This window comes from Pseudomonas sp. JL23, from assembly GCF_056933585.1.
Window position 1 is genome coordinate 5,561,523 of the sequence record NZ_CM167795.1, and the last position, 20,396, is coordinate 5,581,918.

Consider the following 20,396-nt stretch of genomic DNA (forward strand, 5'->3'; position numbering starts at 1 on the left):
GCTTTGTCGTTGTAGATAAAACAAAATATTGCCATTAAAAAGGCTTGTTTTCTATTTCTATGCGAATAATCTTGTAATTCCAACAACAAATTTAGAGAGGATGCTTGTTATGACGCTTCGCATCGCAATCAATGGCTTTGGCCGTATCGGCCGCAACGTCCTGCGTGCACTCTATACCCAAGGCTACCGACAGGACCTGCAAGTCGTCGCCATTAATGATTTGGGCGATAGCGAGATCAATGCCCACCTCCTGCGTTTCGACACCGTGCACGGCCCGTTCGGCGGCACCGTGGAATTCGACAAGGAAAGCCTGACCGTCAATGGTGACCGTATCGCAGTCAGCGCGATCCGCAACCCGGCCGAGCTGCCGTGGAAATCCGAGAACATCGACGTCGTCTTCGAATGCACCGGTCTGTTCACCGACCGTGCCAAGGCGGCGGCGCACCTGACTGCCGGTGCGCGCAAAGTGATCATTTCGGCCCCGGCCAAGGGCGCCGATGCCACCGTGGTCTACGGCGTCAACCATGACGTTCTGCGCCAGTCGCACCAGATCATTTCCAATGCCTCCTGCACCACCAACTGCCTGGCCCCGGTGGCCCAGGTGCTGCATCGCGAGCTGGGTATCGAAAGCGGCCTGATGACCACCATTCATGCCTACACCAACGACCAGAACCTGATCGACGTCTACCATACCGACCCGTACCGCGCCCGCTCCGCGACCCAGTCGATGATCCCAAGCAAGACCGGTGCCGCCGAGGCCGTGGGCCTGGTCCTGCCGGAACTGGCTGGCAAGCTGACCGGCATGGCCGTGCGCGTGCCGGTGATCAACGTGTCCCTGGTCGACCTGACCGTGCAGCTCAAGCGCGAAGCCACGGCCGAGGAAGTCAACGCCCTGATGAAAGAAGCCAGCCAGCATTCCAAGGTTCTGGGCTACAACACCCTGCCGCTGGTGTCCCATGACTTCAATCACAACCCGCTGTCGTCGATCTTCGACGCCAACCACACCAAGGCCAGCGGCAAGCTGCTCAAGGTCCTGGCCTGGTACGACAACGAGTGGGCATTCTCCAACCGCATGCTGGATAACTGCCTGGCGCTGCATAACGCCGAATAAGACCGGGACAAATCCCACAAGGTCTTTTGCATTCGGCCCTTGACCGTACAAGCGGATGATAAGCATTATCATCCGCTTGTTTTTCCGGTCGGGCCTCCCCGTGACTCAGTCGCACCTTAATGCCGTATTTCTCAGCCAGCGCACCGTGCTGCTGCGTACCCTGCAACGGATCGTCCGTAACCCCAGCATCGCCGAAGACCTGCTCCAGGAAACCTGGCTGCGGGTGACCCGCGCCCTGGGCGAACGCCCCATCGACCATCTGGAACCCTTCGTCTACCAGACCGCGCGCAATCTGGCGCTGGATCATTTGCGCGCGTATAAGCTGCACGCCCGGACCATGGTCGAAGATACGCCTGCTGATCAGCTTTACAGCGTCGTCGCACCGTCAAGCCCGCCGGAAGACGCCGCCCATGCCGAACGCCTGATCAAAGGCCTGAGCGCCAGCCTGGGGCGTCTGAGCGAACGCCAGCAGCGCATCTTCACCCTCAGCCGGTTGCAGGGTTGCAGCTACCTTGAAATCGCCGAACAGCTGAATGTGTCGGCGAGTACGGTGCAAAAAGAGCTGAAGTTGATCATGGCCATCTGTCTCGACGTCGCCGCGAAGCTTGACCATGGCTGACCGCTACCGCAGGCTGCGGGCCATTGCATGTCCCATCGCCAGAGATCCCGTGTGAACACCCCCGAACCGACGCCCATGGACAACAGCGCCATGGATCAGGCCCTCGACTGGCTGATTCAACTGGAACACTGCGACGCGCAGCAACGCCAGCGCTTTGAGCAATGGCTCGACGCCGATCAGGCCCACGTCGAAGCATTCGCCCAGGCCCAGGCGATGTGGAACTCGGCGCCCCTGCAACAAGTGGCCGCCAGCCTCGAGCAGCAGGCACGCCCTGCCCGTTCGCGGCCCCTGCGCCGCCTGTGGAAACCCATGGCCAGTGCTGCCGTCCTGCTGCTGGCGGTGTTCAATTTCACCAACCTGCCCCTGCGCCTCGAGGCCGATCACCTGACTCAGGTCGGCGAACGCGAGCGCCTGCAATTGCAGGACGGATCCTCCGTGCTGCTCAACACCGATTCGGCCTTTTCCAGCCAGCTCGACGAACAGCATCGCAGTGCCCGGTTGTATCAGGGCGAGGCCTTCTTCAATGTGCCGGACAATCGCAACCGCCCGCTGGAAGTCGAGGCCGGCCCCCTGCATATGAGCGCCAGCAGCACTGACTTTGCCGTGCGCTATCTGGATGGCGAAGCGCGTATTCAGGTCCAGCGCGGCGCCGTGGATGTACGCAATACCCAGGGCAACACCCGCATCAGCCTCAGCGCCGGCAACAGCCTGCGGGTCGGGCCTTCGGGCATCGGCCAGCCGGAACCCATGAGCCACAACGACCTGGCCTGGGTCCAGGGCCGCCTGATCTTCGACAACCGCCCCCTCGGCCAGGTCCTGACAGAACTGCGCCGCTACTACCCCGGCTGGATCATCAACACCAACTCGGCCCTCGACGACGTCGCCGTCACCGGCAACTATCGCCTCGACAACCCGCTGGACGTGATGCGCTCCCTGGCGCAGATCACCTCGGCGAGCCTGCATGAATTGCCCAGGGTCGTGATCCTCAATTAGAGACTCATGACCTTTGTGGGACCGGCTTCAGCCGGTCCCACCGAAACCTGCCCATCGATTCGAAATCGAACTCCCTGAAAAACTTTTACGCGATTACCACCCGTCGTTCGTCTAGTCACCAAATGCAATTAATTCTCATTAGTAAGCGTTTGTCACTATCATAAAGACCAGCACGACAGGGGAGCTGTACCCATGCCATCTGCGACACCCGCCATCCGCAAGACCCTCCATATCGATCTGCATGCCTTTGCCCTGTCAGTGCTGACCGTGGCCATGCTTGGTGCGACGCCGTATACCAGCGGTGCCCTGGCCGCTACGCCCGGTGAAAGCGCCCCACGCAGCGTCGGTACTTATCCCTTCGCCATCGTCCAGCAACCCCTGGTCCCAGCCCTGAACGAATTCAGCCGCATCACCGGTTGGCAGGTGGGTGTTTCCGCTGATCTGGCCAGGGACGTGGTCTCACCCGGCGCTATCGGCACCCTGCCTGCCGACAAGGCCCTGGATAAACTGCTGGCTGGCAGCCACCTGGGCTATCGCAACCTGGGCAACAACAATGTCGTGCTGGAAAAGCGCAGCAGCGGCGCCCTGGCCCTTGAGCAGATCACCGTCAGCGCCACCCGTCAGGCTCAGGAAGTGGCGACCGTGCCCGGCAGCGTCAGCGTGCACGACCGCGCCGAGCTGGACCGCCTGAACGTCAATAACATTCGCGATCTGGTGCGCTACGAACCGGGCATCTCGGTCGGCGGCGCCGGTCAGCGTGCCGGCACCACCGGCTACAACATTCGCGGCATCGACGGCGATCGCATCCTGACCCAGGTCGATGGCGTTGAAGTGCCCGACAGCTTTTTCACCGGCCCCTACGCCAACACCCACCGCAACTACGTCGACCCGGAAATCGTCAAGCGCGTGGAAATCCTCCGCGGCCCGGCCTCGGCGCTGTATGGCAGCAGCGCCATCGGCGGCGCGGTCAGCTATTACACCCTTGATCCCGATGACATCATCAAGCCCGGCAAGGATGTCGGCGCGCGCCTCAAGACCGGCTACAGCTCCGCCGACGAAAGCTGGCTGACCTCGGCCACCGTCGCCGGGCGCACCGGCCAGTTCGATGGCCTGCTGCACCTGAGCCAGCGCAACGGTCACGAGACCGAATCCTACGGCAGCAACAACGGCACCGGCCTGCAACGCACCGAAGCCAACCCGGAGGACGTACGCACTACCAACGTACTGGCCAAACTGGGCTGGGACTACGCCGACGACGCGCGCCTGGGACTGACCTACGAGAAGTACAAGGACGACCGCTCCACCAACCAGAAAAGCGCCATCGGCGGCCCGTACAACAACGGCAGCCCCCTGGGCATGTACACCTCGCGCACCGGCAACGACGTGATCACCCGCGAACGCTTTGGCGTGGAAAACAACTTTGCCCTCGACAGCCTGCTGGTGGACAACGTCAAGTGGAGCCTCAACTACCAGACCGCCAAGACCGAGCAGGAAACACTTGAGCGTTATTTCCCGTTCTCCCGGGATGTGTGGCGTAACCGCGAAGCCTCCTACCAGGAAAAACAATGGATCCTGGATGTGCAACTGGACAAGGCCTTCCAGATCGCCGAAACCGATCATCTGCTGACTTACGGCACCACCCTCAAACGCCAGGAAACCACCGGCCTGCGCCAGGGCAGCGGCGTCTGCGCTCGGGTCTTCGGCAGTTGCCGCACCGTCGGCGCCGACAGCCCCAGCGACCGTCTTGTTCGCTCCAGCGACTTCCCGGACCCGATCACCACCAGCTACGCCCTGTTCGCCCAGGATGAAATCCGCTGGAACGACTGGTCCTTCCTGCCTGCGCTGCGCTACGACTACACGCGCCTGAATCCGAAGATCACCCAGGAATTCCTCAATACCGTAGCCCTGAGCAATTCCAGCCAGGTCGATGGCAAGGACAAGACCTGGCATCGCCTGTCGCCCAAGTTCGGCCTGACTTACGCGATCACCGACCAGTACACCTGGTACGGTCAGTACGCCGAGGGCTTCCGTACCCCTTCGGCCAAGGCACTCTACGGGCGCTTCGAAAACCTCGGTTCGGGCTACGTGGTCGAACCCAACTCGAACCTGGAACCGGAAAAGAGCAAGAGCTACGAGACCGGCCTGCGTGGGCGTTTCGACTCGGGCTCCTTTGATGTCGCGGTGTTCTATAACAAATACCGCGATTTCATCAACGAAGACGCCATCACCCCCGGCTACACCCAGACGGTGTTCCAGTCCAACAATATCAAGCACGCCACCATCAAGGGCGCCGAGGTCAAGGGCCGCTTGAACCTCGACGTCTTCGGCGCGCCCCAGGGCCTCTACAGCCTGGGTTCCCTGGCTTATGCCTACGGTCGCAACGATGACAGCGGCGAGCCGATCAACAGCGTCAACCCGCTGACCGGCGTGCTCGGCCTGGGCTACGAGCAGGACAACTACGGCGGCCTGCTGAGCTGGACCCTGGTCAAACGCAAGGACCGTGTCGACGACACTAACTTCCATACCCCGGACGGCGTTTCCGCCTCCAGCCAGTTCAAAACGCCGGGCTATGGCGTGCTCGACCTGAGCGGCTTCTACAAGGTCACCCGGGACGTCACGGTCAACGCTGGCCTGTACAACCTCACCGACAAGAAATACTGGCGCTGGGACGACATCCGCGGCTACGACGGCGTCGGCGAGGCAGGCGTAACCGCCCCGGCCAACCTGGACCGCCTGACCCAGCCGGGTCGCAACTTCGCCATCAATGTGGTCTGGGATATCTGACCCAATATCTGCGCCGCCCGTTTCTGCGTAGACGGGCGGCGACGTTTTAATTCGATCAGGAAGACATCATGAACACCCCCTCCAACCGCCCCACCCTGCGCTCGCAACGCCTGAACCAGATCACCCAGGTGCCCCACGAAAAGCTCGACCGTGCCGTCAAGGCCAACGCCCCGTTCGAAACCCTGGCCAGCTACACGCGCTTTGTCGTGGCCCAGTACCTGTTTCAGAACGAGCTCAAGGCGCTGTACAGCGATCCGGCGCTGATCGAGGTATTCCCTGATCTGGCTCAGCGTTGCCGTGCCGAACAGGCCCTGGCCGATCTCGCCGACCTCGAAATCGAAGTACCACCGCCCGCCCCCGGCGCCCTGCGTAATCCGGGCAAGGCTCAGGCCATGGGCTGGCTGTTCGTTTCCGAAGGCTCGAAACTCGGTGCGGCGTTCCTGATCAAGCGCGCCGTGGCCCTGAACCTCAGCGACAGCTTCGGCGCCCGCCATCTGGGCGAACCGGCGGGCGGCCGTGCCGAGGGCTGGAAGTCCTTTACCCGCACCCTCGACGCACTGCAGTTCAGCGCCGAAGAAGAGGCCGACGCCGACCTCGGCGCCCTGCAGGCCTTTGAGCGTTTCAACGAGCTGTTGGATATTGCCTACGCGGCTGAATCAGCCTGAGCTGTTAAGCTAGCCAGGCCCCCAACTCACTGATTGATTTGCACCGCAAACGACCATGACCTGCAAACCGCCCGGAACCCCACTGTCGCGCTTTCTGTTCGCAATCCTCGCTTATGTCAGCCTGGGGATCGGGCTGGTGGCCATTGTCGTGCCCGGTCTGCCGACCACCGAGTTCATCCTGCTGGCTGCCTGGGCCGCGACCCGCAGCTCGCCGCGTCTGAGCGCCTGGCTGGAAAGCCACCGGCTGTTCGGGCCAATCCTGTACAACTGGCGCAACGGCAAGCTCATCGCCCGCCGCGCCAAGATCAGCGCCACCATCAGCATGCTGATCTGCGCCGTGCTGATGCTCAGCCTGCTCACGCATGCCTGGCCGATGTACCTGGCGCTGACGGGGATGGGCATGGGCAATCTGTGGATATGGTCAAGGCCGGAGCCTGCGCCGCAGGTCTGATCCGGTCTCTGGCGATCCCTTTTTTTGTGGGACCGGCTTTAGCCGGGAAGACGGCGGCACGTCCGATACAGCTCTTGCTCCTTCACCACTGCATTCCCGGCTAAAGCCGGTCCCACAAAAGCCACTCATACCAATCTCGATTCCTGGATGCGACATTTCCTGTCACATCTGTTCCCCGCCCCATTAAATCGCCCACAGTACTGATCTGCATCAGCAGAATCAGATACCCCCCACCCTAGCCTGTCTCCATCTTCCCAGGATGGAGCAGTGCCATGTCCGCTACCCCCGGCAAACTCAAACTCGGTGCGCTGGTCGCGCTGGTCGTCGGTTCAATGATCGGTGGCGGGATTTTCTCTCTGCCGCAGAACATGGCGGCCAGTGCAGGCGTCGGCGCCATTCTCATCGGCTGGGCCATCACCGCCGTCGGCATGCTGACCCTGGCCTTCGTATTCCAGACCCTGGCCAATCGCAAACCTGATCTGGATGGCGGCGTCTATGTCTACGCCAAGGCCGGCTTCGGTGACTACATGGGCTTCTCGTCGGCCTGGGGTTACTGGATCAGCGCCTGGCTGGGCAACGTCGGTTATTTCGTGCTGCTGTTCAGCACCCTTGGCTACTTCTTCCCGGTATTCGGCGAGGGCAATACCGTCGCCGCCATCATTGGCTCGTCGGTATTGCTGTGGGCCGTACACTTCCTGGTGCTGCGCGGTATCCGTGAGGCAGCGTTCATCAATCTGGTGACCACCGTCGCCAAGATCGTGCCCCTGCTGCTGTTCGTGCTGATTGCCCTGTTCGCCTTCAAGCTGGACATATTCAGCGCGGATATCTGGGGCAGCGGCAACGCCAATCTGGGCAGCGTGATGAACCAGATGCGCAACATGATGCTGGTCACCGTCTGGGTGTTCATCGGCATTGAAGGCGCGAGCATCTTCTCGGCTCGCGCAGAAAAGCGCTCGGATGTCGGCAAGGCCACCATTCTCGGCTTCGTCACCGTGCTGTTGCTGCTGGTCCTGGTCAACGTGCTGTCCCTGGGCATCATGACCCAGCCGGAACTGGCAAAACTGCCTAACCCGTCCATGGCCGCCGTGCTGGAACATGTGGTCGGCCACTGGGGCGCGGTGCTGATCAGCATCGGCCTGATCGTCTCCCTGCTCGGAGCGCTGCTGTCGTGGGTGCTGCTGTGTGCGGAAATCCTCTTTGCCGCCGCCCGCGATCACACCATGCCGGCCTTTCTGCGCAAGGAAAACGCCAATCACGTCCCGGCCAACGCCCTGTGGCTGACCAATGCCATGGTCCAGCTGTTCCTGATCATCACCCTGTTCTCGGCCAGCACTTACCTGTCGCTGATCTATCTGGCGACCTCGATGATTCTGGTGCCTTACCTGTGGTCGGCGGCCTACGCCCTGCTGCTGGCGGCGCGTGGCGAGACCTACGAAAACGCCCTGGGCGAGCGCAGGAAAGACCTGATCATCGCCGCTATCTCCCTGACTTATGCCATCTGGCTGCTCTATGCCGGCGGCCTCAAGTACCTGCTGCTCTCGGCCCTGCTCTACGCACCGGGCGCAATCCTGTTCGCCAAGGCCCGCTTTGAAACCGGCAAACCGGTCTTCACCACCGTGGAAAAGCTGATTTTCGTGGCCGTGGTCATCGGCGCACTGATCGCCGCCTACGGCCTGTACTCGGGCTTTCTGAGCCTCTGATTCTTGTCATTGAAGGAAACGGATATGTCTTCGGATAACGTGAAACTGGGCGTCCACTCGGAAGTGGGCAAACTGCGCAAGGTCATGGTCTGCTCCCCCGGCCTGGCCCATCAGCGCCTGACCCCGAACAACTGCGACGAACTGCTGTTCGACGATGTGCTATGGGTCAACCAGGCCAAACGCGATCACTTCGACTTCGTCACCAAGATGCGCGAACGCAATATCGAAGTGCTGGAAATGCACAACCTGCTGACCGATATCGTCGCCATTCCCGAAGCCCTGGAGTGGATCATCGAGCGCAAGATCACCGCCAATCAAATCGGCGTCGGCCTGATCCACGAAGTCGCCAGTTGGCTGCGCAGCCTGGAACCACGCAAGTGCGCCGAGTACCTGATCGGCGGCGTATCGGCGGACGATCTGCCGAGCAGCTTCGGCGGCAAGACCATCGAAATCTTCCGCGACTTCCTCGGTCATTCCAGCTTCATTCTGCCGCCGCTGCCCAACACCCAATTCACCCGCGACACCACCTGCTGGATCTACGGCGGCGTCACGCTCAACCCGATGTACTGGCCCGCTCGGCGCCAGGAAACCCTGCTGGCCAGCGCTATCTATAAATTCCATCCGCAGTTCGCCCAGGCCGATTTCCAGATCTGGTATGGCGACCCGGATCAGGATCACGGCAGCGCGACCCTGGAAGGCGGCGATGTCATGCCCCTGGGCAACGGCATCGTGTTGATCGGCATGGGCGAGCGCACCTCCCATCAGGCCATCGGCCAGTTGGCGCGCAACCTGTTCAAGCACAACGCCGTAGAGCGAGTGATCGTCGCCGGTCTGCCCAAGTCCCGCTCCGCCATGCACCTGGACACCGTATTCAGCTTCTGCGACCGCGACCTGGTGACCATCTTCCCGGAAGTGGTCAGCCAGATCGTCGCCTTCAGCCTGCGCCCGGACGACAGCCAGCCCAGCGGCATCGATATCCGCCGCGAAGAAGGCAGCTTCCTGGAAACCGTGGCCAAGGCCCTCAACCTCAAGACCCTGCGCATCGTCGAGACCGGTGGCAACAGCTTCGCCGCCGAGCGTGAGCAATGGGACGACGGCAATAACGTGGTGGCTCTGGAACCCGGCGTGGTCATCGGTTACGACCGCAATACCTACACCAACACCCTGTTGCGCAAGGCCGGGGTGGAAGTCATCACCATCAGCGCCAGCGAACTGGGGCGCGGACGCGGCGGCGGTCATTGCATGACCTGCCCGATCACCCGCGACGCCGTCGACTACTAAGAGGAATACGATCATGGCTTTCAATATGCGCAACCGCAGCCTGCTGAGCTTGATGCACCACAGCAACCGCGAACTGCATTACCTGCTCGACCTGTCCCGGGACCTCAAGCGCGCCAAGTACACCGGCACCGAACAGCAGCACCTCAAGGGCAAGAACATCGCGCTGATCTTCGAAAAGACCTCGACCCGCACCCGCTGCGCCTTTGAGGTCGCGGCCCATGATCAGGGCGCCCACGTCACCTATATCGATACGGTGTCGTCGCAGATCGGCCACAAGGAAAGCATGAAGGACACCGCCCGGGTGCTGGGACGCATGTTCGACGCCATCGAATACCGTGGCTTCGAGCAGGAAATCGTCGAAGAGTTGGCGAAATTCGCCGGTGTGCCGGTATTCAACGGCCTGACCGCCGAATTCCACCCGACGCAAATGATCGCCGACACCATGACCATGCGCGAGCACAGCGACAAACCGCTGCACGACATCAGCTACGCCTACCTGGGCGACGCCCGCTACAACATGGGCAACTCGCTGCTGATGATCGGTGCCAAGCTGGGCATGGACGTACGCATCGGCGCGCCCAAGGCCCTGTGGCCGAGCGAAGAATTCATCGCCCAGTGCCGTGGCTTTGCCCAAGAGAGCGGCGCACGCATCACCCTGACCGAAGACCCGAAAGTCGCCGTCAAGGGTGTGGACTTTGTCCACACCGACGTCTGGGTCTCCATGGGCGAACCGGTGGAGGCCTGGGACGAGCGCATCAAGCAGTTGCTGCCCTACCAGGTCAACGCACAGATGATGAAGGCCGCAGAGAATCCGCGAGTCAAATTCATGCACTGCCTGCCCGCCTTTCATAACAGCGAAACCAAGGTCGGCAAAGACATCGCCAGCCGCTACCCGCACCTGGCCAATGGCGTGGAAGTGACCGAAGAAGTCTTCGAATCACCGGCCAACATTGCCTTTGAGCAAGCGGAAAACCGCATGCATACCATCAAGGCGATTCTGGTGGCGGCGTTGGCCGATATCTAAACCGTATTGCTATGGGTGGGACCGGCTTTAGCCGGGAAAGCTTTGGTACGACCAACACATATCCATGATCCCTGATACCGCCTTCCCGGCTAAAGCCGGTCCCACAGAAAGGTCCCCGGAGATTGAGGTCAATTCAGTTAAAAAGAGGAGCTGATATGCGAATCGTCGTAGCCCTGGGCGGCAACGCCCTGCTTCGCCGTGGTGAGCCCATGACCGCCGACAACCAGCGCGCCAATATACGCGTCGCCACCGAGCAGATCGCCCGCATCGTCGACGGCAATCAACTGGTTATTGCCCATGGCAACGGCCCGCAAGTCGGCCTGCTGTCCTTGCAGGCAGCGGCCTACACACCGGTTTCACCCTATCCGCTGGATGTTCTGGGCGCCGAAACCGAGGGCATGATCGGTTATATGATCGAACAGGAACTGGGTAACCTGCTGCCGGTGGAAAAACCCTTCGCCACGCTGCTGACCCAGGTCGAAGTCGATGCCAACGACCCGGCCTTCGAACATCCGAGCAAACCCATCGGCCCGGTCTACAGCCGCGAAGAAGCCGAGCGTCTGGCCACAGAAAAAGGCTGGGCCATCGCGCCGGACGGCGAGTATTTCCGCCGCGTAGTCGCCAGCCCCCGGCCCCGGCGCATTTTCGAGATACGCCCGATCCAGTGGCTGCTGGAAAAAGACGTCATCGTGATCTGTGCCGGTGGCGGCGGCATTCCAACGATGTACGCAGGGGACGGCAGCCTGCGCGGTATCGAGGCGGTGATCGATAAAGACCTGTGCTCGGCACTGCTGGCCGAGCAACTGGGGAGCGATTTATTGGTCATCGCCACGGACGTCGCGGCGGCCTGTATCGACTGGGGCAAGCCGACGCAGAAATCCATCGCCCACGCCCACCCCGATGCGCTGGAAAAACTCGGCTTTGCCGCTGGCTCCATGGGCCCCAAGGTGCAAGCTGCTTGCGAGTTCGCCCGCAATACCGGCAAGGTAGCGGTGATCGGCGCACTGGCGGATATTGAAGAGATCGTCGCAGGCCGCGCCGGAACACGCATCAGCACGGCAAGTCAGGGCATCGAATACCGTTGAGCATGAGCCCTGAACCCTTGTCGCGGGCTCAGGGTCTGTATCTTTCACACCACCTATCTCCGGGGAATCACGTCATGTTTGAGCCAGGACACTTGCACATCACCCGCGTGCCACTGCAACCGTCGGATTTCGGCTACGACATTCATATTCACTACGAGGTCAGCCAAGACGCAACGGAAGGCACCTGCATGCTGTTTCGCATGCAGGGCCAGGTCAACGGCAATGCCTTCGAAGACCAGTTTCTGCTGCCCCGGGACATGGCCTTCAACTTCGCCCACGACGCCAATCGCATCGCCCTGAAAAACGGCCTGCCGCACAACACCGGCCTGCCCCTGGCCATGCACAAGGATTACGACGCCATGTTCGAGGATGTAAGGGCCAAGCTGCACGCCCAGTCGGGCGAGCCGGTGAAGCCTGAGCATCTGACCTGATTTAGCTTTGGTGGGACCGGCTTTAGCCGGGAAGGCGATGCAATAGACACTAAAATTGTGTCGATCATACCGACGCCTTCCCGGCTAAAGCCGGTCCCACAATGTAGAGAACCCCCACCCATCAAGGCATACTGGCGCCTTTCCTCGCCCGGAACCCTTGATCCCCCATGCGTATCCACGTCAGTTTCATCGACCGAGTCGGTATTACCCAGGAAGTTCTGGCGATCCTCGGTGGGCGCAATCTGAATCTGGATGCGGTGGAGATGGTGCCGCCCAACGTCTATATCGACGCGCCGACCCTCAGCCATCAAGTGCTCGAAGAACTCAAGGACGCGCTGTTCCGGGTGCGTGGCGTCGAGGCGATCACGGTGGTGGATATCCTTCCCGGGCAGCGTCGTCACCTGCAACTCGATGCCTTGCTCGCGGCCATGACCGATCCGGTACTGGCCCTGGACAGCGCCGGGCATGTGCTGCTTGGCAACCCGGCGCTGATCGCCTTGATTGGCCGCGACCCCACCGGTGAAGCTGTGGGCGAGTTGTTTGCCGACGCCGGGCTGCACAGCGCCCTGCTGGAGAACGCTTTCCGCCTGCCGCTGCGTGAAGTCACCCTCAACGGCGAAGCGTTGCTGCTCGATGCTACGCCCATCACCGACGCTGGGGCCCTGCTAACGCTGTATCAACCGAGCCGCATCGGCGAACGTCTGGCGGCGCTACACCATGATCACGCCGAAGGATTTGACGCACTGCTCGGCGAGTCCCCGGCCATCCGTACCCTCAAGGCACGGGCGCAACGGGTCGCGGCCCTCGATGCACCACTGCTGATTCAGGGCGAGACCGGCACCGGAAAGGAGCTGGTGGCCCGCGCCTGCCACGCCACCAGTGCGCGCCAGGCGGCGCCTTTTCTGGCGCTGAACTGTGCGGCCCTGCCGGAAAACCTCGCCGAAAGCGAACTGTTCGGCTACGCCCCCGGCGCCTTTACCGGCGCCCAGCGCGGCGGCAAGCCGGGGCTGATGGAGCTGGCCAATCAGGGCACGGTATTTCTCGACGAGATCGGCGAAATGTCACCGTACCTGCAGGCCAAGCTACTGCGCTTTCTCAATGACGGCAGCTTCCGCCGGGTCGGTGGCGACCGCGAGGTAAAGGTCAACGTGCGCATTCTCAGCGCCACTCACCGCAATCTGGAAAAGATGGTCAGCGAGGGGACTTTCCGCGAAGACCTGTTCTATCGCCTCAACGTGCTCAACCTGGAAGTGCCGCCCCTGCGTGAACGCGGCCAAGACATCCTGTTGCTGGCGCGCTCGTTCATGGAACAGGCCTGCGCGCAGATCCAGCGCCCGGTCTGCCGCCTGGCCACCGGCACCTATCCGGCGCTGCTGGGCAATCGCTGGCCGGGCAACGTGCGTCAGTTGCAGAACGTGATCTTCCGCGCCGCCGCCATCTGCGACGGCAATCTGGTGGACATCGGCGACCTGGACATCGCTGGCACCGCGATGGCCCTGACCAGCGAGAGCGAAGTCGGCAGTTTGGAACAGGCCGTGGAAAGCTTTGAAAAAGCCCTGCTGGAAAAGCTCTACAGCGACTACCCTTCAACCCGCCAGTTGGCCGCTCGGCTACAAACCTCGCATACCGCCATTGCCCATCGGCTGCGCAAGTACGGGATTCCAGGGAAGGCATAAGACAGGCTGCAAATCTGTGGGACCGGCTTTAGCCGGGAAGGCGTCGGTACAGACAATCAAGATGTATCGAGTTCACTGGCCTCTTCCCGGCTAAAGCCGGTCCCACAGCGTTTGGGTCCATCATTGCCGAGCAGTCGTTTTTGCAGACACGCACGGAATGAATTCAATACACCGTAACGAATTCATTACGACCTTCGCATGTCCACGCCCGCCAAGGCCTTGATCCCATAAGTATTTTCCAGCCGCCATCAGCTGTATCGATTTCGCTACAGCCACAGCAAAAACAAGACTATCAAAAATAACTAAGATATTGATATATAACAATATTTTAATATTGGCTGCTTTTTTGCTATGTATTTCGCCATAACGCTCGTGCCTGTCACGAGCCCTTCACCTTGAGGAGTTTTTATGAGCGAGTTGCGTTTTACCGTTGAACACGAATGGCTTCGCGCCGAAGCCGATGGCAGTGTCACGGTCGGCATTACGCCTTACGCCCAGGAATCCCTCGGTGACGTGGTCTATGTGCAACTCCCGGAATTACAGTCCTACACTCAACACGCCGAAGTATCGGTAGTGGAATCGGTAAAAGCTGCCAGCAGCATCAACATGCCCCTCGATGGCGAAGTAGTCGAAGTCAATTCGGCGCTGGACAGCACCCCTGAACTGGTCAACGAAGACGCCCTGGGCGCCGGCTGGTTCTTCCGCTTCATCCCACAAGATGCCAGTGCCATCGATGGCCTGATGGATCAGCAAGCCTACGACCGCCTGATCAAAGCCAACGCTGACGCCTGAGGAGCCGACATGACTGACCGTATCGAATTGAGCACCGCCAACGAATTCATCGCCCGCCATATCGGCCCGCGTGCCGCTGATGAAAGCGCCATGCTCGCGACCCTGGGCTTCGACTCGCTGCAAGCCCTGAGCGCCAGCGTCATCCCGGACAGCATCAAGGGCACCAGCGTCCTCGACCTGCCTGCCGGGCAGAGCGAAGCCGACGCCCTGGCCTCGATCAAGGCCATTGCCGGCAAGAACCAGCTGTTCAAGACCTACATCGGCCAGGGTTACTACAACACCCACACCCCAGCCCCGATCCTGCGCAACCTGCTGGAAAATCCGGCTTGGTACACCGCTTACACCCCGTATCAGCCAGAAATTTCCCAGGGCCGTCTGGAATCGCTGCTGAACTTCCAGACCCTGATCAGCGACCTCACCGGCCTGCCCATCGCCAACGCCTCGTTGCTCGATGAAGCCACTGCCGCCGCCGAGGCCATGACCTTCTGCAAGCGCCTGAGCAAGAACAAAAGCAGCACCCAGTTCTTCGCCTCCAGCCATTGCCATCCGCAGACCCTCGACGTGCTGCGCACCCGTGCCGAGCCTCTGGGCATCACTGTGGTCGTCGCCGACGAGCGCGGCCTGGACGATGTCAGCGCGTTCTTTGGCGCCCTGCTGCAATACCCGGCCAGCAATGGCGATCTGTTCGACTACCGTGAACTGGCCGAGCGCTTCCACGCCGCCGGTGCCCTGGTTGCCGTAGCCGCCGACCTGCTGGCCCTGACCCTGCTGACCCCGCCGGGCGAGTTCGGCGCCGACGTGGCCATCGGCAGCGCCCAGCGTTTCGGCGTGCCGCTGGGCTTCGGTGGTCCGCACGCGGCCTACTTCTCTACCCGCGATGCATTCAAGCGCGACATGCCGGGCCGTCTGGTCGGTGTTTCGGTTGACCGTCATGGCAAGCAGGCCCTGCGCCTGGCCATGCAGACCCGCGAACAGCATATCCGTCGCGAGAAGGCCACCAGCAACATCTGCACTGCTCAGGTGCTGCTGGCCAACATCGCCAGCATGTACGCCGTCTACCACGGCCCGCAGGGTCTGACCCGCATCGCCAAGCGCGTACATCAACTGACCGCGATCTTCGCCAAGGGCCTGGGTCAACTGGGTCTGGAGATCGAGCAGTCGTTCTTCTTCGACACCGTCAGCGTGCGCACCGGCGCCCTGACCGCCGAGCTGCATGCCAAAGCCCGCGCCCATCAGATCAACCTGCGGGAAATCGACACCGAGCGCCTGGGTCTGTCCATCGACGAAACCACTTCGCAGTCGTCCATCGAGACCCTGTGGGCGATCTTCGCCAAGAGCGGCCAGAGCCTGCCGGACTTCGCAACCCTGGCTGCCAGCGTCAAGGCTCACCTGCCTGCGCCGCTGCTGCGTCAGTCGGCGATCCTCAGCCATCCGGTATTCAACCGCTATCACTCGGAAACCGAGCTGATGCGCTACCTGCGCAAGCTGGCCGACAAGGACCTGGCTCTGGATCGCACGATGATCCCGCTGGGTTCGTGCACCATGAAGCTCAACGCCGCCAGCGAAATGATCCCGATCACCTGGGCCGAGTTCGGCAACCTGCACCCGTTCGCTCCCGTCGAGCAGAGTGCCGGTTATCAGCAACTGACCTTTGAGCTGGAAGCGATGCTCTGCGCCGCGACCGGCTACGACTCGATCTCCCTGCAACCCAACGCTGGCTCCCAGGGTGAGTACGCAGGCCTGCTGGCCATCCGCGCCTACCACCAGAGCCGTGGCGAAGGTCGTCGTGATATCTGCCTGATTCCGTCGTCGGCCCATGGCACCAACCCGGCCACCGCCAACATGGCCGGCATGCGCGTTGTCGTCACCGCCTGCGATGCCCGTGGCAACGTCGATATCGAAGACCTGCGCGCCAAAGCCGTAGAACACCGCGAGCAACTGGCGGCGCTGATGATCACCTACCCGTCGACCCACGGCGTGTTCGAGGAAGGCATCCGCGAAATCTGCTCGATCATTCATGACAACGGCGGCCAGGTGTACATCGACGGCGCCAACATGAACGCCATGGTCGGCCTCTGCGCCCCAGGCAAGTTCGGCGGCGACGTGTCCCACCTGAACCTGCACAAGACCTTCTGCATCCCTCACGGCGGTGGCGGCCCGGGCGTCGGCCCGATCGGCGTCAAGTCGCACCTGACCCCGTTCCTGCCCGGCCACGGCCATATGGCACGCAAGGAAGGCGCAGTCAGCGCGGCGCCGTTCGGCAGCGCCAGCATCCTGCCAATCACCTGGATGTACATCCGCATGATGGGCGGCGAAGGCCTCAAGCGCGCCTCGCAGCTGGCGATCCTCAACGCCAACTACATCGCCCGTCGCCTGGAAGAGCATTACCCAGTGCTCTACAGCGGCAGCAACGGCCTGGTGGCTCACGAGTGCATCCTCGACCTGCGTCCGCTGAAAGAAACCAGCGGCATCAGCGTCGATGACGTCGCCAAGCGCCTGATCGACTTCGGCTTCCATGCGCCAACCATGTCGTTCCCGGTCGCTGGCACCCTGATGATCGAACCGACCGAAAGCGAATCCAGGGAAGAATTGGACCGCTTCTGTGACGCCATGATCAAGATCCGCGACGAAATCCGCGCGGTGGAGAACGGCACGCTGGACAAGGACGACAACCCGCTGAAAAACGCCCCGCACACTGCGGCGGAAATCGTCGGCGAATGGACCCACAGCTACAGCCGCGAACAGGCCGTTTACCCGGTCGAATCACTGATCGACGGCAAGTACTGGCCGCCGGTTGGCCGGGTCGACAACGTGTTCGGCGACCGTAACCTGGTCTGCGCGTGCCCGTCGATCGAGAGCTATCAAGAGGCGTAACAGCACGGATCAAACTGTAGGAATGCCCTATGTGGGACCGGCTTTAGCCGGGAAGAGGCCGGAACAGTCGATATACCTCTATCGTCTGCCAGGCAGTCTTCCCGGCTGAAGCCGGTCCCACAGAGTCCGCTTCCGATGAAATTGCCAACAGTTTTACCTAACAATAAAAACCGGAGCCTGATCATGTCCCTGAGTGTTTTCGACCTGTTCAAGATTGGCATCGGCCCATCCAGTTCCCACACCGTCGGTCCCATGCTCGCTGCCGTTCGCTTTGTCGAAGGGCTGCGCCGTGACGACCTGCTGCTGAGCACTGCCAGCGTCAAGGTCGAGCTGTACGGCTCGCTTGGCGCCACCGGCAAGGGCCACGGCAGCGACAAGGCGGTCCTGCTGGGCCTGGAAGGCGAATACCCGGATAGCGTGGATACCGAACACGTCGCCGAGCAACTGGCGCGCATCCGCAGCAGCGAGCGCATCAATCTGCTGGGTGAACACAGCATTGCGTTCATTGAAAAACAACACCTGGCAATGATCCGCAAACCCCTGGCCTATCACCCCAACGGAATGATCTTTCGTGCCTTTGACGAAGCCGGTTTGCAGATTCGCAGCCGCGAGTATTACTCGGTCGGTGGCGGCTTCGTCGTCGATGAAGACGCCGCCGGCGCCGACCGTATCGTCGAAGACACCACGCCGCTGACTTACCCGTTCAAGACCGGCAAGGAATTGCTCGGCCATTGCACCACCCATGGCCTGTCCATCAGTCAGGTCATGCTGGCCAACGAAGCGGCGTGGCGCCCAGAAGCCGAAACCCGCCAGCGCCTGCTGCATATCTGGCAGGTCATGCAGGACTGCGTGGAAGCGGGTTGCCGCAACGAGGGCATCCTGCCGGGCGGGCTGAAGGTCAAGCGTCGGGCTGCGGCGCTGCACCGTCAGCTGTGCAAGAACCCGGAGGCCGCGTTGCGTGATGCCTTGTCGGTGCTGGACTGGGTGAACCTGTACGCCCTGGCCGTCAACGAAGAAAACGCCAATGGCGGCCGGGTTGTCACCGCACCTACCAACGGCGCGGCGGGGATTATCCCGGCAGTGCTGCATTACTACATGCGCTTCAACAGCGGCGCCAACGAGGACGCGGTGGTGCGCTTCCTGCTCACGGCAGCGGCCATTGGCATTCTGTACAAGGAAAACGCGTCGATTTCCGGCGCCGAGGTCGGCTGCCAGGGCGAAGTCGGCGTGGCCTGTTCCATGGCCGCCGGGGCCTTGTGTGAGGTCATGGGCGGCAATGTCCAGCAGGTTGAGAACGCCGCAGAAATCGGCATGGAACACAACCTGGGCCTGACCTGCGACCCGATTGGCGGCCTGGTGCAGGTGCCCTGCATCGAGCGCAACGCCATGGGCTCGGTGAAAGCCATCAACGCTGTGCGCATGGCCCTGCGCGGTGACGGCCAGCACTTTGTCTCTCTGGACAAAGTGATCCGCACCATGCGCCAGACCGGCGCCGACATGAAAAGCAAATACAAAGAGACCGCCCGTGGCGGGCTGGCCGTGAACATTATCGAGTGCTGAAACCGGCCTCATTCAATCGCGCTGTGCGGCCCTGTCGGCCGCTGGCACCAAGGAGTCATGCATGTCCACCGAACAACTGTTGATCACCCCGCTCCACGCCCTGCATCGCGAACTCGGCGCCAAAATGGTGCCCTTCGCCGGTTACGACATGCCCGTGCAGTACCCGGCCGGGGTCATGAAAGAACATTTGCACACTCGTGAGAAGGCCGGTCTGTTCGACGTCTCCCACATGGGCCAGATTCGCCTCACTGGCGCTGATGCCGCCAAGGCCCTGGAAACCCTGGTGCCGGTGGACATCATCGACCTGCCGGTGGGCATGCAGCGCTACGCAATGTTCACCAACGAAACAGGCGGTATCCTCGACGACCTGATGGTCGCCAACCTGGGCAACGATCAACTGATGCTGGTGGTCAACGCCGCCTGCAAAAATGAAGACCTGGCGCACCTGCGCAAGCATCTGGCCGACCACTGCACCGTCGAACCGCTGTTCGAAGCCCGCGCCCTGCTGGCCCTGCAAGGCCCGGCTGCGGTCACCGTACTGGCGCGCCTGGCACCGCAGGTGGCGAGCATGACGTTCATGCAGTTCGCCAGCGTGCAACTGCTGGGCATCGACTGCTACGTCAGCCGCTCGGGCTACACCGGCGAAGACGGCTATGAAATCTCGGTCCCGGCTGATCAGGCCGAAACCCTGGCCCGCGCCCTGCTGGCCGAGTCGGAAGTCGCGCCTATCGGCCTCGGCGCCCGTGACTCCCTGCGCCTGGAGGCCGGCCTGTGCCTGTACGGCCACGACATGAACACCGAAACCACGCCCATCGAAGCCAGCCTGCTGTGGGCAATATCCAAGGTACGTCGTGCCGATGGCGCCCGTGCCGGCGGCTTCCCCGGCGCCGAAACGATCTTTGCCCAACAGAAAGGTGGCGTGGCGCGCAAGCGCATCGGCCTGTTGCCGCAGGAGCGCACTCCGGTGCGTGAAGGCGCGGAAATCGTCGACGCCGACGGCACCGTGATCGGCAGCGTATGCAGCGGCGGCTTCGGTCCGACCCTGGGTGGGCCGTTGGCCATGGGTTATGTCGACAGTGCCTTCAATGCATTGGAAACACCGGTCTGGGCCATTGTGCGCGGCAAGAAAGTTGCGATGTTGGTCAGCAAAATGCCGTTTGTACCGCAGCGTTACTTCCGCGGCTAAGACCTGACGGCAAAGAAAGGGGTGTAACAGTATTGCCCCAATACTGTTACATCATTACTCACTCGGCATACCAAAAGAGCACTGTTTATGAGCAGTGCACGCACTAGCAAAGTGCGTCAAAGAGTTAAAAACTATCGATCCGGTACTTTCAGTAAAACTTTTTA

Annotated in this window: 16 protein-coding genes; all 16 read left to right on the forward strand. The window is 61.6% G+C overall.

Annotated elements, in window-relative coordinates; genetic code table 11:
* The first annotated feature begins 109 nt into the window (after window positions 1-109).
* The 16 genes from gap (at window position 110) to gcvT (ending at window position 20,232) form a co-directional block, all read left to right on the forward strand.
* Window positions 110-1,111, forward strand: coding sequence for a type I glyceraldehyde-3-phosphate dehydrogenase (gene gap / locus AC1Z24_RS25645; RefSeq protein ID WP_483743216.1), 1,002 nt, complete (start codon window positions 110-112; stop codon window positions 1,109-1,111).
* Window positions 1,112-1,211: 100 nt separating this feature from the next.
* Window positions 1,212-1,730, forward strand: coding sequence for an RNA polymerase sigma factor (locus AC1Z24_RS25650; protein WP_483743217.1), 519 nt, complete (start codon window positions 1,212-1,214; stop codon window positions 1,728-1,730).
* A 27-nt stretch (window positions 1,731-1,757) separates the two neighbouring features.
* Entirely contained in the window at window positions 1,758-2,723 is a 966-nt protein-coding gene (locus AC1Z24_RS25655; RefSeq protein ID WP_483743218.1) for a FecR family protein, read from the forward strand.
* A gap of 192 nt (window positions 2,724-2,915) precedes the next feature.
* Window positions 2,916-5,507 carry a TonB-dependent receptor gene (locus AC1Z24_RS25660; protein ID WP_483743219.1) on the forward strand — a complete coding sequence of 864 codons (2,592 nt, stop codon included), beginning with the start codon at window positions 2,916-2,918 and terminating at the stop codon, window positions 5,505-5,507.
* Window positions 5,508-5,575: 68 nt separating this feature from the next.
* Window positions 5,576-6,172, forward strand: a complete 597-nt coding sequence (locus tag AC1Z24_RS25665; protein WP_483743220.1) for a biliverdin-producing heme oxygenase — start codon at window positions 5,576-5,578, stop codon at window positions 6,170-6,172.
* 55 nt (window positions 6,173-6,227) lie between these two features.
* The gene (locus AC1Z24_RS25670; RefSeq protein WP_483743221.1) at window positions 6,228-6,623 is read left to right on the forward strand and encodes a YbaN family protein; all 396 of its coding nucleotides are present in this window, start codon (window positions 6,228-6,230) and stop codon (window positions 6,621-6,623) included.
* A 272-nt stretch (window positions 6,624-6,895) separates the two neighbouring features.
* Window positions 6,896-8,323 (forward strand): arginine-ornithine antiporter, encoded by a 1,428-nt coding sequence (arcD, locus tag AC1Z24_RS25675; protein WP_483743222.1) that lies wholly within the window; start codon window positions 6,896-6,898, stop codon window positions 8,321-8,323.
* Between the two features lie 24 nt (window positions 8,324-8,347).
* On the forward strand, window positions 8,348-9,604 hold the full coding sequence (gene arcA, locus AC1Z24_RS25680; protein WP_483743223.1) for an arginine deiminase: 1,257 nt from the start codon (window positions 8,348-8,350) through the stop codon (window positions 9,602-9,604).
* 13 nt (window positions 9,605-9,617) lie between these two features.
* Window positions 9,618-10,628: an ornithine carbamoyltransferase gene (locus tag AC1Z24_RS25685; RefSeq protein ID WP_483743224.1), complete on the forward strand. Its 1,011-nt coding sequence runs from the start codon at window positions 9,618-9,620 to the stop codon at window positions 10,626-10,628.
* 155 nt (window positions 10,629-10,783) lie between these two features.
* Complete coding sequence (arcC, locus tag AC1Z24_RS25690) at window positions 10,784-11,713, forward strand: carbamate kinase (RefSeq protein ID WP_483743225.1); 930 nt, start codon at window positions 10,784-10,786, stop codon at window positions 11,711-11,713.
* 74 nt (window positions 11,714-11,787) lie between these two features.
* A complete protein-coding gene (locus tag AC1Z24_RS25695; RefSeq protein ID WP_483743226.1) occupies window positions 11,788-12,144 on the forward strand; it encodes a DUF5064 family protein in 357 nt (118 codons plus the stop codon).
* Between the two features lie 167 nt (window positions 12,145-12,311).
* Window positions 12,312-13,820, forward strand: coding sequence for a sigma-54-dependent transcriptional regulator (locus AC1Z24_RS25700; RefSeq protein ID WP_483743227.1), 1,509 nt, complete (start codon window positions 12,312-12,314; stop codon window positions 13,818-13,820).
* Between the two features lie 408 nt (window positions 13,821-14,228).
* On the forward strand, window positions 14,229-14,612 hold the full coding sequence (gene gcvH, locus AC1Z24_RS25705; RefSeq protein WP_483743228.1) for a glycine cleavage system protein GcvH: 384 nt from the start codon (window positions 14,229-14,231) through the stop codon (window positions 14,610-14,612).
* A 9-nt stretch (window positions 14,613-14,621) separates the two neighbouring features.
* Complete coding sequence (gene gcvP, locus AC1Z24_RS25710; RefSeq protein WP_483743229.1) at window positions 14,622-17,486, forward strand: aminomethyl-transferring glycine dehydrogenase; 2,865 nt, start codon at window positions 14,622-14,624, stop codon at window positions 17,484-17,486.
* A 183-nt stretch (window positions 17,487-17,669) separates the two neighbouring features.
* Window positions 17,670-19,046, forward strand: coding sequence for an L-serine ammonia-lyase (locus AC1Z24_RS25715; protein ID WP_483743230.1), 1,377 nt, complete (start codon window positions 17,670-17,672; stop codon window positions 19,044-19,046).
* A 61-nt stretch (window positions 19,047-19,107) separates the two neighbouring features.
* Entirely contained in the window at window positions 19,108-20,232 is a 1,125-nt protein-coding gene (gcvT, locus tag AC1Z24_RS25720) for a glycine cleavage system aminomethyltransferase GcvT (RefSeq protein WP_483743231.1), read from the forward strand.
* Window positions 20,233-20,396 lie beyond the last annotated feature (164 nt).